General features: G+C 33.4%; 15 protein-coding genes and 2 pseudogenes. 9 read left to right on the top strand and 8 right to left on the bottom strand.

The window, feature by feature from the left end; genetic code table 11:
- Positions 1 to 36: 36 nt before the first annotated feature.
- A complete protein-coding gene (locus MHH71_RS10170; RefSeq protein ID WP_033798710.1) occupies positions 37 to 564 on the bottom strand; it encodes an isochorismatase family protein in 528 nt (175 codons plus the stop codon).
- 303 nt (positions 565 to 867) lie between these two features.
- On the opposite strand from MHH71_RS10170, the gene MHH71_RS10165 reads away from it, so the two are divergent.
- On the top strand, positions 868 to 1,977 hold the full coding sequence (locus tag MHH71_RS10165) for a metallophosphoesterase (RefSeq protein WP_033798711.1): 1,110 nt from the start codon (positions 868 to 870) through the stop codon (positions 1,975 to 1,977).
- A 45-nt stretch (positions 1,978 to 2,022) separates the two neighbouring features.
- On the opposite strand, the pseudogene MHH71_RS10160 reads toward MHH71_RS10165, so the two are convergent.
- A pseudogene (locus MHH71_RS10160) lies at positions 2,023 to 2,178 on the bottom strand (anti sigma factor C-terminal domain-containing protein); the annotation flags it as partial.
- 134 nt (positions 2,179 to 2,312) lie between these two features.
- Between MHH71_RS10160 and MHH71_RS10155 the strand changes: the two are divergent.
- The 3 genes and pseudogenes from MHH71_RS10155 to MHH71_RS10145 all read left to right on the top strand — a co-directional run bounded on the left by MHH71_RS10155 (position 2,313) and on the right by MHH71_RS10145 (position 5,536).
- Positions 2,313 to 3,221, top strand: coding sequence for an AraC family transcriptional regulator (locus MHH71_RS10155; protein WP_006093890.1), 909 nt, complete (start codon positions 2,313 to 2,315; stop codon positions 3,219 to 3,221).
- Between the two features lie 172 nt (positions 3,222 to 3,393).
- Positions 3,394 to 3,588: pseudogene (locus MHH71_RS10150) on the top strand (SAM-dependent methyltransferase); the annotation flags it as partial.
- Between the two features lie 847 nt (positions 3,589 to 4,435).
- On the top strand, positions 4,436 to 5,536 hold the full coding sequence (locus tag MHH71_RS10145) for an acyltransferase family protein (protein ID WP_240516979.1): 1,101 nt from the start codon (positions 4,436 to 4,438) through the stop codon (positions 5,534 to 5,536).
- Between the two features lie 218 nt (positions 5,537 to 5,754).
- Here the strand turns inward: MHH71_RS10145 and MHH71_RS10140 are convergent, their stop codons facing one another.
- Both MHH71_RS10140 and MHH71_RS10135 read right to left on the bottom strand, forming a co-directional pair.
- Entirely contained in the window at positions 5,755 to 7,515 is a 1,761-nt protein-coding gene (locus tag MHH71_RS10140) for a sensor histidine kinase (RefSeq protein WP_033798712.1), read from the bottom strand.
- 9 nt (positions 7,516 to 7,524) lie between these two features.
- Positions 7,525 to 8,229: a response regulator transcription factor gene (locus MHH71_RS10135; RefSeq protein ID WP_006093894.1), complete on the bottom strand. Its 705-nt coding sequence runs from the start codon at positions 8,227 to 8,229 to the stop codon at positions 7,525 to 7,527.
- A 141-nt stretch (positions 8,230 to 8,370) separates the two neighbouring features.
- Between MHH71_RS10135 and MHH71_RS10130 the strand changes: the two genes are divergently transcribed.
- From MHH71_RS10130 to MHH71_RS10120, 3 genes are all read left to right on the top strand, one after another.
- Positions 8,371 to 9,201: a CPBP family intramembrane glutamic endopeptidase gene (locus MHH71_RS10130; protein ID WP_033798713.1), complete on the top strand. Its 831-nt coding sequence runs from the start codon at positions 8,371 to 8,373 to the stop codon at positions 9,199 to 9,201.
- Between the two features lie 210 nt (positions 9,202 to 9,411).
- Positions 9,412 to 9,711 (top strand): hypothetical protein, encoded by a 300-nt coding sequence (locus tag MHH71_RS10125; RefSeq protein ID WP_018782648.1) that lies wholly within the window; start codon positions 9,412 to 9,414, stop codon positions 9,709 to 9,711.
- Positions 9,712 to 9,721: 10 nt separating this feature from the next.
- A complete protein-coding gene (locus MHH71_RS10120; RefSeq protein ID WP_033798714.1) occupies positions 9,722 to 9,910 on the top strand; it encodes a hypothetical protein in 189 nt (62 codons plus the stop codon).
- Between the two features lie 184 nt (positions 9,911 to 10,094).
- Here MHH71_RS10120 and MHH71_RS10115 read toward each other — a convergent pair whose 3' ends face one another.
- Positions 10,095 to 10,679, bottom strand: a complete 585-nt coding sequence (locus MHH71_RS10115; protein ID WP_018766572.1) for an SCO family protein — start codon at positions 10,677 to 10,679, stop codon at positions 10,095 to 10,097.
- A gap of 157 nt (positions 10,680 to 10,836) precedes the next feature.
- On the opposite strand from MHH71_RS10115, the gene MHH71_RS10110 reads away from it, so the two are divergent.
- Positions 10,837 to 12,099, top strand: a complete 1,263-nt coding sequence (locus MHH71_RS10110) for a M48 family metallopeptidase (RefSeq protein ID WP_006093899.1) — start codon at positions 10,837 to 10,839, stop codon at positions 12,097 to 12,099.
- Between the two features lie 317 nt (positions 12,100 to 12,416).
- On the opposite strand, the gene MHH71_RS10105 is transcribed toward MHH71_RS10110, so the two are convergent.
- From MHH71_RS10105 to MHH71_RS10095, 3 genes are read right to left on the bottom strand one after another with little or no spacing between them, the layout of a single operon-like run.
- Positions 12,417 to 12,944: a permease gene (locus tag MHH71_RS10105; RefSeq protein ID WP_018782645.1), complete on the bottom strand. Its 528-nt coding sequence runs from the start codon at positions 12,942 to 12,944 to the stop codon at positions 12,417 to 12,419.
- A complete protein-coding gene (locus tag MHH71_RS10100) occupies positions 12,941 to 13,423 on the bottom strand; it encodes a hypothetical protein (protein ID WP_016113725.1) in 483 nt (160 codons plus the stop codon). The genes MHH71_RS10105 and MHH71_RS10100 overlap by 4 nt, the downstream gene beginning before the upstream one ends.
- Positions 13,416 to 13,757 (bottom strand): PadR family transcriptional regulator, encoded by a 342-nt coding sequence (locus MHH71_RS10095; RefSeq protein ID WP_003195853.1) that lies wholly within the window; start codon positions 13,755 to 13,757, stop codon positions 13,416 to 13,418. Before MHH71_RS10095 ends, MHH71_RS10100 begins: the two co-directional genes overlap by 8 nt.
- Before the next feature lie 658 nt (positions 13,758 to 14,415).
- On the opposite strand from MHH71_RS10095, the gene MHH71_RS10090 reads away from it, so the two are divergent.
- Positions 14,416 to 15,303: a DMT family transporter gene (locus MHH71_RS10090; protein ID WP_050774432.1), complete on the top strand. Its 888-nt coding sequence runs from the start codon at positions 14,416 to 14,418 to the stop codon at positions 15,301 to 15,303.
- Positions 15,304 to 15,528 lie beyond the last annotated feature (225 nt).

The following is a 15,528-nucleotide window of genomic DNA, read 5'->3' as shown; positions in this document are numbered from 1 at the left end:
GATGGTTCGTTTTATTTTTATAATAGAATTCTATATTTATAATTTTATTTTACCATCAATGACAGTTAGGAATCTGTTATTCCAAATCGATTGATGATGATTAATAATATCACCCGCATCTAAAATAGCACCATCTATTGTACTATGTGTTTCTTTGAAAAGTAGATTTTTTTGATACCCTAAACTAAAGGCAGCTCTAATCGTTGTGTCGAGACAAAATTCCGTCTGTGCTCCTGCAAAAATAAGTTGTTCTATTTCATTGGTCTGTAAGTAATCTAAGAGTTCAGTTTGATAGAATGAATCCCATTTTGATTTTTGGATAATTTTATCGGTAGGGGATACGAATAAATTTTTATGAAGTTTCCAGTCATCTTTTCCTTCAAAAAGTTCGTCTTGTTCGTTTTGACTCGTATGTTGAATAAAGATAACTTGTACATTTTTTTCATGAGCTTGCTTAATTAGTTCGTTTATATTTGTAACTAATTGCTCATTGTTAAATAAATAGTTTTGAGGATAATTAAAGAAAATTTCTTGCATGTCAATGATTACTAGAGCCTGTTTCATCAAGTAGCACTTCCTTTAGTTTCTTTTTAAATATAGCAGAAGATATTAAAACTTTTCAATAAAAGAAAATGTTCCTGTCCCTGCTCAACAAAACGTATCCTAAAATGAGCAAACTTTTTTGGATAGTACGTACTACAACATTCAGCAAAAGCAAAGAGATTAGGGGGAGAGGAAGAAAATCCCAACTAATTAAAGCTTCATTTTATGAAATGATAGGGAATTGTTAGTCGTTCATGATACGTAATATTTATAGTTTGAATAGCTATCGAGTTATAATAAAAGAAAGAGAAAAGGAGGCACGCTGTGAAAATTCGTCGGTATTTTAATATAGTTACTATTTTGATTCTATATACATTACTGATGTTCTACATCGGATGGAACGGATGGGTTTGGCTTCAAACAAGTTTTGGTTGGCAATCTTGGGGATATTATGCTTTGTTAGTTGCATTATTCTCATATGCGTATGTAATCGTCCAGGTTTTCAAATTCCTTCCGTTCTTAAGGACAATTGGTTCCTATTGGTTTGCGGTAATGCAATATGCACTTATTTTGCTGCCGCTAGCTGATATAGCAGTATTTATCTTACAACTGGTAGCGGTGCCGAGAGATACAGCTATTATTTGGACAGGAATTGTTACCCTTATTATGTTTCTTTTCATATTTGGTTATGGAACATTTAATGCATATAGTCCGATTGTTCGAAAGTATGAAATTCACATACCAAAAGAAGCGAAAAGGCGGAAAACGCTTCGCATTGCGATGGCGTCTGATATGCATTTTGGCAAATTATCAGGTGTTTCTCATTTGAAAAGACTCGTGCACCATGTAAATGAAATGAAGCCCGATATTATTTTGTTGCCAGGGGATATCATTGATGACCATCCTGGAGAATTTATAAAAAAGAACATGGGACAAGTTATGAAACAAATGCAGGCGCCTCTTGGTGTGTATGGAGTACTCGGAAATCATGAATATTACGGAAGAGCCATTCCAGAATTTTTGCAAGAAATGAAGAAAATCGATATTCATATCATGTTAGATGAAGTAATCAAAATGGAAGAGGGTTTTTATCTCGTTGGAAGAAGAGATAAAACGGAGCGAGATCGTCAAAGTTTCGAAGAGTTAATGAGCACCGTAGATAAATCGCTTCCTGTTATAGCGATAGATCATCAGCCGTTTGAATTAAAACAGGCAGCGGAATCTGGCGTTGATTTATTATTATCGGGCCATACGCATAGAGGACAAATGGCACCGAATCATCTTATTACTAGAAGAATGTATGAACTGGACTGGGGATACTTACAAAAGGAAACATTTCATGCGATTGTTTCTTCTGGATTCGGATTTTGGGGTCCGCCGCTTAGACTTGGGAGCCGGTCGGAAGTTATTCATATCGATGTTACTTTTGAGTGATGTAATAATAAAACAACCATTCAACTTCGAATGGTTGTTTTCACTTTAGTGACGAGAACCACTTGGACGCTTAAACCAATTCCAAAACTCAATATCTCCAAGAGTAGCGTCGCGAACATGAGGAGAATTTTGTAATTTTACTAATTCTTTCGATGGGCCAGTAATGACAATACCGTACACTTTCACACCATGTTTTTTCAATTATCTCCCTCCTTTCACTTATAACAACGAATGTAATATGAAAAAGTTACAAATTTCTGTAAAATAAAAGCAAAAAACGTCAAGAAAAGAATTGTCTTCTCTTTTATGATAATACATAAGGCGGGTGAACAGAGATGGAAAGCTATGAAACACAAATTCAAAAAGCAATTGATTATATTGAAGAAGATGTAATGGAGAAGCAAACATTAAGTAATTTGGCTCGTATTGCAGGGTTCTCGGAGTATCATTTTCATCGCGTATTCCAAGCGCTAGTAGGCGATACTGTCATGGAGTATGTTCGTAGGAGGAGGCTAGCCCGGGCAGCTTATCGGCTTTCTCATACGGAAGAAAAAATTCTTGATATCGCATTAGAACATGGCTTTCAATCTCATGAAACGTTCATTCGAGCCTTTAAAAAGTTGTTTCAGATGACGCCAAGTAGCTACCGAAGGCAAGGAATTAAGACACCGATGTATTATAAAGCAAATGTGAAGCAGCGGAAGTTCAATCCATATTTAGGGGGAATACAAATGGAATTTCGTATTGAAAAAAAACCAGCGTTTCATGTGGCTGGATATGAGATGAAGACGTCTAGTAAAGAAGGGAAAAACCTTAAAGATATTCCGGCATTTTGGGACCGTTATTTACAAAACAATCTTGCGAGTAACATTACAAACCGTAAACATACAGATCAATATGTAGAGCTTGGAATGTGCACGGATTTTAATTTAGAAACAGGGGATTTTACGTATATTATTGGAATGGAAGTTACAAGTTTTGATGGGGTACCGACTGAACTAGCGCAGCGCACGTTCCCAGAAGCAACTTACGCTGTATTTACAACGCCTAAAGTACCGCATAAAGATATGGTATCTTCCATTCAACAAACGTGGAATGCAGTTTTCACAGAATGGTTCCCGCACTCAGGGTATGAACATGCTGGAGTTACAGAGTTTGAATTATACGATGAACGTTGTCATGAGGATAAGAGCGAGTTTGCGCAAGTTGAGATTTGGTTGCCGGTGCAGAAGAAACAACAATAAGAAGAGAAAAAGTTTCCTAGATTCTAGGAAACTTTTTTTCGTATTAAGGCTAAGATTAATCATATTAAAGAAGTTGTGTAAACGATAGCTCGGCTTCGGGCGCTGCGTCCAACGATTATGAAAAGTGACGACGGTATGGAAGTAGGGGCTGTTCATGAAGTATTCGTATGAAACGGATTGGGAAGTGTACAAACTACAAAATCTTAAAAGTGGATTAGGTTTTACAGATGAAAAGCTTAGAGATATCTTTAGAGGTTTTTTTAAAGTAGAAATACGTAGAATGAAAGAAATAAAACAATCGAATAAAGTATTTGGCGTCTCTGGACTGTGGACGGCCTTATTTACGAAGAAGCATACTGAATCGTAAAAAGAATTATGTTTTCTTAAACGAATTATATATATTTCTGTTAGCAAAGACTATGTGAATGAAGAAATCCTTCAAAAGGTTTGAAAGGCTTACATACTAATAGAATATCATTTCATTGCTATTAAGCTGAGGTGAATTTGTATCTAAATAATTAGAAAAACGCCATTTTTTTATATAAGTATGCAGAAAGTATGCAGGAAGTATGGCGTTTTTTGAACAAATTTATCGATTTCTAATAAACTAGAATTGGTTTCTCAAGAATTACAACAATATATGTTACCATATGCTTTGAAACAATTAGCTAGAAAAATTGGAAATGTACTTTGATAATTTTGATTGGATTAAAATTTGGATTATCCATTATCGCTTTAATCGGTTTTAAGCTTTTTTTAAGAAATAGCCAGTATCATATGATTTGCATATCTATTCTACAAATCCTATTTTATCCCGTAAAAGCCCGATTGGTCGGGCTAATAATCAGTGGGGATGAAAAAAACCTCCACTGATTAAAGTTTCACTTTATTTTTTACCACGTTTAAGTACCTATTCCTCTTGTCTATATTACTCTTAAGAGGAAAAATAAAGAAATAAAGTAAAGCAAATGAAAGAACAGTTATATGTGGAAATATTTCAAAATACGTAAAAATTTAATGATGGTGTAATAGGACTGGCATCTCACTATCATTATTCACTGAACAAACTACTTTCTTATCATTAAAAGAAAAACAGGAATTGAGATAGATGCGGCTGTAGATTTTGAAAAATAAGTTGCTTTTCCAAATAAATTTGCTATGTCGAAAATTCATTTGGAATTATGGATATGTAATTTATGTTGAAGGTGGAATTTATGAAAAACAAAGTTTCAGAAATTACTATATTAAGAAGTTTAGCATGTTTAAGTGTAGTTCTCATACATGCCATAACACGAAGTTCTGCAAATTTTGCATCTGAAAATACAATAGATGTATTGGTATCGTATCTTCAATTACTACTTATGTACGGTACACCTATGTTTGTTTTTATATCTGAATTTGTAATAGCTTATAATTATAGGGATAAAGTACCTAATCAATTCATTTTAAAAAGAGTAAAATTTATTTTATTGCCTTTTATATGTATGGGTATTTTTTATGCAGCTATTTCAAATTATACGAATGGATTCCATGCAATCTTAGTACAATCTATAAGAAATATTGTATTAGGAGAGTTCCATGGCTATTTTGTTTTAATTATATTTCAGTTCTACTTTTTGCACATTATTTTTAATAAAATTGAGAAGTTTTTTTCTCCTAAATTTGTTCTTATTTTCTCGTTACTGATTAATTTAATCTACTTAGGCTTTTTTAATTTTATTCAACCGTTTGATATTCCATATGCAAATGATATTTGGTATTACTACTCTTGGATTCCATTTCCGGGCTGGATCATTTACTTCTTTATTGGATATTATGCAGGTGCTCATTATGAATACTTTAAAACATGGTTAAATAAAAACCGTAAATGGATCATCTCTTCATGGATATTAACAGGAATCATCGTTATTCTTTTTCAACATTTCAATATTTTAACTGTTACTAGTTCTAAAAGAGTGGATGTTCTTTTATTTACAATATCTACAATACTGGTGCTTTTCCATATTGCATCAAAAATAAAACATGTACCTAAATTTTTAATACTAATCAATCAATACTCATTTGGAATTTATTTGCTACATCCGTTTTTTCATCGGACTATATCTAATATGATATTAGCAAAAATGCCTCAGTTTAATACTCTTTTTGGCACAATAAGTATTGATATGTTGGTTGGTATACTATGTCCAATTCCTGTGGTATATCTCCTAAATAAGACAAAAATAGGTCCATATATTATAGGGAAAATAAGGGTTAATTCAAAACAAAAGTTAAAAAGTAGATGGTTTCATAGTACAAAGTTTCATGAAATGTAGTACCACGTATTATTGGTGGACTACTATATACGGATTTCCTATTAACTATAGTAGTACTTTCCTAATATCAAAATTGTTACCTGTCTTTTACTTACAACATCGGATATGATGTACAACCATATACATTTCAACCATTAGAATTGGAGCAAATGATAACTAAAGTGAAACTTGAATCAGCGGGGGGAGTTTATCCCCGCTGATTAGAGTTTCACTTTATATTAGGACTCTTTTTTGCTATTAGGTGAGAATGGGAACACCATCGTAATGGTTGTTCCTTTTTCAATTTCACTTTCAATGGAAATCGTACCGTTATGTGCAAGAACAAGTTGTTTTGTAATCGCTAAGCCAAGGCCTGTTCCTGCGTTGTTTTCTTCAGTATTTGTACCGCGGTAATATCGTTCAAATAAAAGCTCTTTCGTTTGCTCATCCATTCCTTTTCCATTATCAGAAATAGAGAGTGTAAAAGATTGTTTATTCTGTCCAAGTTTTACAATAACATTTGTTGTTTCATTATTATGCTTTACTGCATTTGCTAATAAATTCTCAATGATACGTTGGAACCATTTTTCTTCAATAGAGTAATGAATTGCATTGGAACTAGGAACAAATTCTATGTTTTGATTTTGAAGTGTCGGGTTATTAATAAATTGTAACAAGACTTTTTGGACAAATTGATTAATCTCAACTTTAACGTGCTGAGAGGGAATTGCGTTGTTTTTTAATTGGTAAGTTAAGCTTAGATCATCAATTAATGTTGTCATATATTGAGATTTTTCTCGTATAACACGACCGAATTGTTGAATGTCGTTATCATCCCAGTTATATTGTTTCGATTCTAGTAATAGAGAGTACCCATAAATGGAACTGAGTGGTGTTTTTAAATCATGAGTGAGGCCAGTAATCCATTCCTCACGTGTTTGTTGAATAACTTGTCGTATGGACTCATTTTTTTTGAGTGTAATAGAAAGGTGCTCTAGAGCATTTGTTACATCTTTAAACAGTCTGAATGACCATTTTTCTTTACCTGAGCGCCGGAAGCGAACTGCTCTTCCTTTTTTACTTACCGGTTCTTCATATTTTCCACTAGCTATATTTTTGAGCCAACGCATTGTGTGTAATAATGGTTTACCAAATTTTCTTCCGTACCAAATAGAAAGAATAACTAAGTAGACAAAAGCGATTAGAATAATAACTCCAAATCCTATGAATATTTTTTTTGTTAATAAATCTTCATTCATATCAGATGGATAGTAATGATCATTTTTTACTGTTATGGTAAATAAGGTTTGGTCCTCTGGATTATATAAACTCGAGATATTTTCTTTGTGATTCCAAGGCTCTTTTTCAGAAAGTACAGCTTGAATGGCTGAAAAGGAGTTTCTTTTTGTTTTAGGATAAGCAAAAATCTCTTCTCCTTGTGCGTTAAATATTTGCAGCGTAGCACCTTCTGCGGTAAGCTGTTTCTTTTCTTTTTCTGTTAAAGAAAATTCAGCTGATAATGGTGAACCGTGTTCTTGTTTTAACTCTTGCAGTAAAGTATTACTCTTTAGCTTTCCACCATAAATCACAATTGCTGTCTTCTCTTTAACTTCAATGTCCCAATACGTAAATTTGTAAGGGCTTTGTATATGATGCTGCAAATAAGCAACTAATGTTGTTTTTGTATAAGAACCAGGAACATCTTCAGGAGTATTGAAGTCATAGAGTACCTTTCCATTTTTATCGACAATTTGAAGCCAATCATTTTTCTCCTCAATCATTTCCTTTACCTCAGAACTTAATGTAATACGTCCATTTTCTGAAGAAACATGCTGAGACATAGTAAAGTTATCAAACTCTGGAACATTTGGTTCATAAAGGGTCGTACTAAAAAGATGCCCCAGGTAGACGAAAGCGACGATGACTGCAATGAGTAAAGTAAACAAGACGAAAATATGTTGTATAATAAATTGTATAATAATTCTTCTACTTAAATTCATAGTTGGTACCTACTTTGCGATGAATTTATAACCAAGTCCGCGAACAGTTTTAATGTATTGAGGGTTACTTGGGTCAAGCTCAATTTTTTCACGTAGTTTTCGAATATGAACCATAACTGTGTTGTCATCTCCATTATAGGCAGGAGCCCCCCATACTTTTTCGTATATTTCTTCTTTTGAGAATACGTAATTAGGATGTTCACAGAAAAAGAGTAGTAGTTGAAAGAGCTGAGCTGAACATTCCACAATTTTCCCATCTACTTGTAATTCAGCTGCATGTTTATCGACCTGAAATCTCCCAAATGAAAGAAAGTGTGTCTCTTTCATAGGTTGTGTAGTTTGTTTCATATGTCTTCGAAGTTGAGCTTTCATACGAGCGACGACTTCCAGTGGATTGAATGGTTTTGTAATATAGTCGTCTGCCCCGTATAAGAAGCCAGATACTTTATCTAAATCAGATGATTTTGCTGTTAGAAAGAAAATTGGACAATCTGTTTTTTGACGAATAATTGGACAAATGTCAAAACCAGATTGCCCGGGAAGCATGACATCTAAAATCATTAAGTCATAACGATTTTGTTCTACGAATTGTAAAGCTTCTTCTGCAGATGTAGCAGTTGTAATATGAGAAAATCCTTCTTTTTGTAGAATAGTAGTTAATAGTTGTAAAATTGCCGTTTCATCATCAACAAGTAAAACATTTGCATTATACAATCTGAATCGCCCCCTATTTTCATCGAATATCATAACATTTTATTGTAAGTTATGGGATTTTTAAGGAAAATTTAAGGTTTTCTTTGCTTAAAAATAAGATTCGAATGATATGATAAATGTAACATAGGGGAGGAGATGAGTGTGAATCCGTTTTGTTCGATGCGAGCCAGATATTTTTTGATTGTATTTACACTACTTGTTTTGATTGAACGTATTAGTAAACAATTGTTAGAGAATACATTTCATATATCAATTTCTTCTTTTGCAAGCACACTTGTACTCTACATATTTCCATCACTTTGGTTATGGTATCAATGTAAGCGCCATCGTATTCCATTTACTTTATTTGTAAATAGAAGAGAAGCATTTAATCTTTTACAAGTTTTAATGATTACGGGAATGCTATGCCTTTTTAGTTATGGATATCTTGTATTGTATATGTATAGCTTTGTATGGATTACACCGGATTTTATTATAAATATATTACATGAACCGATTATAGGGAGTGCAGGCGGATACATATATCAATTTATAATAATCGTACTAGTAGCTCCTATTGTATGTGAATTTGTATTTAGGGGATTTCTATTTCAGCGTTTTGCAGCGAAATGGGGAACCGGAAAAGCGATGGTTATTGTAGCGATTCTTTTCGGATGTTTTCATATTGATTTCCTCAGTGCTGTCATGTTTAGTATCGTACTATCAATTGTATACATTCGGACGAAAAGCTTACTGATGCCGATTAGTATTCATATGTTAAATAATGCAATCGTACTTATTACATCTTTTATGTTCAGTAAGGAAGAAATGATAAGCTTTGCGGATTTTTCTAATCAAACTCCATTTTTTACAGGACTTATTATTTTTATCATTGGATTAAATTTAGTACTCGTCTTTTTGTTCGTGAATCGTCGTTATATGAATAAAGAGGTGTCGGTAGTATATACGAATAAAATGAGAGATATAGGTTAGAGAACGTAGAATTTATTGAATAATAAAAAAGATATACCTATCTTTTTTAGGCTAGAGAGAGAATCCGTCTATGGATAGAAGCGGTCAGAGCATATTTCATCCTCATGCTAAGTGAAAATAAAAATACAGGTCACCTTTTGTTTTCATAACGGCGATTTGTATGTTGGAAAATCAAAAAAGATTTATATAGAAAGGAATGGATATGATTCTATGAATGAAACAATTCAATCAAATAAATTGTTTTATGTAATCATGGTGAGTTTAATTGTGATTACAACAGTGAATGTAGGCTTTCGCTGGAATGAAGCATACTTTTTTGTTTATTTAGCACTTCATCTTCTAGGGCTACTATGCATTGGGGGCGGAATTGTAGTTGAGAAAAGAAGTGAAGATGGAATTAATTATATATGTGTACTTGGTCTTATACTACTTCTAGCTGTACAAGGAATTATGAAATATAGCTTCATTTCTTTTCAGGATTTAAGTTTTTTTGTTAACATTTTTCAATAAGGAGTGCTGATTGGTATTGTCGAAAAAACAAGTTGGCTATGTAGTTGTGTTACTTGGATTTATCTTAATTCTTGTAGGGAAGGTTTATCTAAACCATTATGAATACGGGAAATATATAAGTGGTTTCGGTCTTGTTTGCTGGATTGCGAGTGCGCTTCTTATTCCAACATATGAGCCGAAGAAACATACAGATAGATAAAGTGAAACTTTAATCAGTGGGGGCTCTTCATCACCCACTGATTAAAGGCCCTCACCAATCGGGCTTTTACTGCCCGTTAATGCGGGATAAATAGAGAGTGTAGAATGGATAGGTTTAAAGTTTCGTAGCATAGTTTATATAGAATAATATGTGTGAAAAACCTCTTCGAATGATGAAGAGGTTTTTATAATGCATTTTTAATTTTCTCAAGCACTTTTTTGCTGTTAAAACCACGTTCTCCCATACCGAAGACTTCGATTAAACGATCATTTTCATCGAGTAGATAGGAGTTAGAAGTATGAATATAGAGTCCGCTTCCTGGATCGCGGTACTGAAAGTTAAATGTATCTGCTAGTTTTTTCGTTTCATCTTCATCACCGCGCAGTAAGTGCCACCCTTTCGTTTTTTTCATTTCAAATGTGTTGGCATATGTAGTTAATATTTCTTTTGTGTCGAACTTAGGATCAATGGTAATTGTAATAAATTCAATTTTTTTACCAAATAGTTTATCCTTTTCTAGTTCGTCTCGTAAATGCTTCATTTTGTATGTAGTAACGGGACAAATATCAGGGCATTTTGTGTATATAAATTCTACGAGTTTAAGTTTTTTTGGTAGTTGATCAAAAGATAGCGTTGTACCATTTACATCCTCCATAACGATTCCACGTGGTATTTCAGCAGAAGCTTTACGATAATCTGTAAAATAGTAAATTCCAATTCCAATTACGATGACTAAACCTAATGTAAACGTAATATAAATTTTTTTCAATTTCCATCCTCCTCCTAATTTTATTTTATAAGAAAAATCCGAAAATTCATGGGGAGGGATTGAAAATTGCATGACAATTCGATGTATTAGCTTGTTCTATTTTAGGAGGAACGAACTTACAATAATAAGAGACAGGCAGCATAGAGGAGGAGATACCGTGAAGAAGGTTGTGAAGTGGTCACTTTTTTTGTACGTTGGTTTTGCGTTATTTATATATTGGTATTTATTTGGATGGAATCATGAAATTATTCCAGATATGTATAAAGGAACGAGTGCTGATCCAGAGACGTTTATGAATGCAAAGGAACTTACATTAAGTCAAGATTATTCGCGTGTGAAAAATTTACTCTTTTTTTTAGCGACGCCTCTTGAATGGATTATTTTATTGTTTGTGCTTGTTTTAGGTATATCAAATCGTTTTGAAAAATGGTCAAAAGAAACGACGAAAGTACGGGTTATTCAAGTTGCTATCTATCTCTTTTATTTATCATTGCTTACAACCGTTCTTGCATTGCCTCTGCAATGGATGGGGCATCAAATCTCAATTGATTACGGTATTTCAACGCAATCCACAGCGAGTTGGATAAAAGATCATGTAATTGATTTTTGGGTAAATTATATTATGATGTTTCTCGTTGTTTCTGTTCTTTTATGGCTGATTTATAAATTTCCGAAGCGGTGGTGGCTAGCCGGTTGGGCTTTGTCAGTACCGTTTACAATTTTTTTAACCTTTGTACAGCCCGTTGTAATTGATCCGTTATACAATGATTTTTCTACATTGCAAAATAAAGACTTAGAGAAGAAAATTTTAGCAATTGCGGACAGGGCAGATATTCCAGCTGAGCATGTATATGAAGTGAACATGTCTGAAAAAACAACGGCCCTAAATGCATATGTGACAGGAATTGGATTGAATTCTCGAATTGTATTGTGGAATACAACGCTCCAGCAGTTAAAAGATAAAGAGATTTTATTTATTATGGCTCATGAAATGGGACATTACGTGATGAAACATATATATTGGGGTGTGGCGAGTTATATTGTGTTAACGTTTGTAGGGATGTATTTGATTAGCCGTATTATCAATATGTGCCTCAGAAAATGGGGAGATACATTGCGCCTATCAAAGATGGCGTGCTTATCGATTATCCCATTATTTTTTCTTATCTCCTCTGTGTTGTCTTTTGCAGTAAGCCCACTATCAAACTACGTATCACGTATAGAAGAACGGGCAGCAGACCAATATGCTTTAGATATAACGAAAGATGGAAATTCTGGTGTAAAGACGTTCCAGTATTTATCGAAAACAAGTTTAAGTCAAGTGAATCCACCGGCGTTAGTGAAGTTTTTCTTATATACACATCCGCCAATTTTTGAAAGAATTCATGTGTTTGAGCAGTATGAGAAGCAGAAGAAATGAGGAGCAGCGGTAACGCTGCTTCTCATTTCTTTGCGTATAAGTTTAGGAAAAGAGTGTCCGTCCATGGATAGAAGCGGTCAGAGCCCTTTTTCGCCCCATGCCATGTGAAAACAAAAGAGAGGATATCAATTTTTGTTTACATAGCTGTGATTTATATGCGGAAATCCCAAAAGTATGAAGTGTTTTTTGTGAAATTTTATCATTTTAACTGAGAAGCCCTCTCCTCTAAACGAAGTGAAGGTGGGGAGAGCTCAATTAAAAGTTACAGTTACGAAAGGAGCTAAAAGTTAGAGGCTTAAAGAACGATTCCTCTAACTCTATCCTTCTTTAGTTATATCATATTTCAACAATTGTCGTTTATCATAGAACTTCTCATAAATAATACCCATTAAATAGAAAAATAATAGACCAAAACAAATATGGATGAGTGTAAATTTAGCTCCAAATGAAGAAAATTCATACACCATAACCGGTAATTTTGCAGTTGTCCAAACTCCTAGAAAAAATACAATGTATCGTATGCTCGCTCCTTTTTTTAATAAAAGTGCCGCGATTGGAAAAGCAACATAGAGGGGACCAGCTGCAATTCCTCCTAATAATAGGGAGAATAAGATGCCATAGATGCCAGATTTTTCCCCCATATATTTAATTAATGTTTCTTTCTTCACCCACTGGTCAAGCAATCCTACGAATATTAAGACAGGAGGAAGTAGAAACAGCATATCTAAAATACTTTTTCCTGTTAATTGAAATGCGTTCCATCCCAACGAATGGTTTATAAAAGTACATATAATGAGCCCAAATAATAAAATGAAAAAGAAACGATATCTTCTTAATTCATTCATACCATCACCACCCAAATAATATACGAGAATATGAGAGACATTAACAATGCGGATGCATTACGAGAATAAGCAAAACTTCGCCCAAATATCTTTTGTTCCATCGGTAAAGTTGTGATTCCTACTGACATTAATGTAGACATTAATGCCGCAACTTGAGGGAGGCCCGCACCATTTTGGACTAATGTATTTCCAAGAGGAAACACAACAAAGCTTGGAATGAGTGCAACAGAGCCAATTATTGCTGAATAAACAATACCGATGAATCCAGATTTTTCCCCAATGATGGAAGAAATGAAGGAAGGCGTTAATATAGATAGTGATAGTCCAACGAAAAGCATAATTGATAGCATGGAAGGTATAAGATTACGAAACATTTTCCATGACTTTAATAGAGCATCTTTTGTTTTATTCCGATCCTTTACAAAAGAAATACTGATAAGAATAATGGCTAAAGAGTAAAGGAGAGCGCCATTAATCATGATTAGACTCTTTCCAGTCTTTATATTTGTCTAAGAAAAATGATAAGTTTTTAATTTTTTCTTCAATATCTATTTGAAACTCTTCTAATTGTTTTTTTCCCACTGTAGTAATTTTGTACATCTTTCTCGGCTTATCTTGATCAGATGTATCCAAATAAGACTCAACAGCACCTTCGTTTTCTAATTTTTTTAGGGTGCGGTATATAATGGCACTATCAATTGGATTGATGGGAAGCTCTTCTTCACATTTCTGCAGAAGTTTCCCTCCATAACTATCTCCCTCTGTTAAAAACAGCAAAAGAAATGCACCTGTATGTCTCCCTGTATGTTTCATAAAACATCTAACCTCCTTAATGAAATGTAAAAAATAGTTTTGTTATCAAAACAGTAACATATTACTGTTAATAACATTATACTGTCATTAACAGTGGTGTGTTACTGACAGTATAAACTTAATATAATTTCATGTCAATTCTAAAATAAACAACATGTTTTTGATCAAACTTTATTCCAAAGCTACAACAGGATCTGTCCATGCATAGAAGAATCAGTGCCTATTTTCGCCCCATGCCATGTGAAAACAAAAGAGAGGATGTCACTTTTTGTTTACATAGCCGTGATGTATATGTTAGAAAATCAAAATAGATTGTTTAGGAAAAAATATTTTTATGTAAAATATGGTAAAATATATAGGTGGCTATAACGGGGAAAACGAGTATTTCTATATTGCCTTTTATCATCTTTATTTTTTACAATGATGCTTTACATTGTAAAAGGAATGAGGATTGCAAATGCCACTTCGTGAGAATAAATGGCTTTAAGTATCTTTACGATTTTTTACATTCCATTCATCTTATTGTATATTTAAAATTGAGAATATTACGAAACTTGAAATGTAAATGTTCGTTTTAAACTAATGGGGGTTGTTTATATTGTTTCAAAAGAGCGCCGCAAATAGGTTATTCCAAACAAAATCATCGCCAGCTATAAAAATGATCATATCGATGTCTATTTTTGGCTCAATCGGATTTTTTTCAGTAAAAACAAATTTACCATCATTTGAATTAGTATTTGTTCGTTGTATTTGTGCCACTATATTTTTAACGTTATGTTGGATTGCAACAGGTCAGTTTAAAGAAGAAAAGTGGAATCGAAAAGAAATACTGCAAATATTAGGGTGTGGTGTCTTTCTTGTTTTTAACTGGGTGTTTCTGTTTAAAGCTTTCGAAGTCATGTCAGTGACAATTGCAATTTCTGTGTATCATCTTGCACCAATTATCGTATTAATGATTGGGAGTGTCGTGTTTAAAGAAAAATTAACAATGCTATCTGTTATTTCAATTGTTATTTGTTTTCTCGGTACTGTTTTAGTAGCGGGAGTAGATGGAAGTGTTTCGATAGAAAAGTTAATGTCCTCTGGGATGGTTTGGGCACTTCTTGCAGCATTATTTTATGCATTTACCACCTTGTTAGGAAAAGGGATTAAACAAACAAGTGCATATGCAATGACATTTTTGCAAACTTTTTTAGGGATATTTCTGTTACTACCATTTGTAGACTTTGGAGCATTTCAAGGGTTAACAGAGAGTAATTGGATTGCGATTACAGCGACAGGACTTATTCATACTGGCTTTGTTTATTACTTATTTTTTGATAGTTTAAGAGATTTACCAACAAGGCTCATTTCTGTATTAGTGTTTTTGGATCCAGGTGTAGCTATTTTACTTGATACAGCATTTACAGGGTTTCGTCCGACCACGATGCAGACAGCGGGAATTATTTTGATTTTTGTTGGGATGGCATTTACTTTTAGAAAATCGAAACCTGAGGAAGTAACGAGTAAGGAAAAGGAACCAAGTACAATAGTATCTTCGAAGTAATTTGTTTTTTATCATCATGAATAGAGTGTGAATGCTAAGTGCATGGTTACTGTATGTAAAGGGAACAAAATTACCCCATTTTGCAAAGGTATGGATCAAAATGGGGTGATTTTATTATTTTTGTATGTATATATCCTATGTTAATAGAGAATATAGCGTACATCTTTGAATCATAATTTTTATTAAAGTGAAATTTGAAGTCTTCAAGTAAGTGACTTTATAATA

This window comes from Bacillus sp. FSL H8-0534, assembly GCF_038005885.1.
Lineage (GTDB): Bacteria > Bacillota > Bacilli > Bacillales > Bacillaceae_G > Bacillus_A > Bacillus_A pseudomycoides.
This window is presented reverse-complemented; position numbering and strand designations above follow the sequence as displayed.

Coding starts and splice junctions, on each gene's coding strand:
- MHH71_RS10170 (WP_033798710.1), bottom strand. CDS start 564: ATGAAACAGGCTCTAGTAATCATTGACATGCAAGAAATTTTCTTTAAT.
- MHH71_RS10155 (WP_006093890.1), top strand. CDS start 2,313: ATGGAAAGCTATGAAACACAAATTCAAAAAGCAATTGATTATATTGAA.
- MHH71_RS10145 (WP_240516979.1), top strand. CDS start 4,436: ATGAAAAACAAAGTTTCAGAAATTACTATATTAAGAAGTTTAGCATGT.
- MHH71_RS10140 (WP_033798712.1), bottom strand. CDS start 7,515: ATGAATTTAAGTAGAAGAATTATTATACAATTTATTATACAACATATT.
- MHH71_RS10125 (WP_018782648.1), top strand. CDS start 9,412: ATGAATGAAACAATTCAATCAAATAAATTGTTTTATGTAATCATGGTG.
- MHH71_RS10105 (WP_018782645.1), bottom strand. CDS start 12,944: ATGAATGAATTAAGAAGATATCGTTTCTTTTTCATTTTATTATTTGGG.
- MHH71_RS10100 (WP_016113725.1), bottom strand. CDS start 13,423: ATGATTAATGGCGCTCTCCTTTACTCTTTAGCCATTATTCTTATCAGT.
- MHH71_RS10095 (WP_003195853.1), bottom strand. CDS start 13,757: ATGAAACATACAGGGAGACATACAGGTGCATTTCTTTTGCTGTTTTTA.
- MHH71_RS10090 (WP_050774432.1), top strand. CDS start 14,416: ATGATCATATCGATGTCTATTTTTGGCTCAATCGGATTTTTTTCAGTA.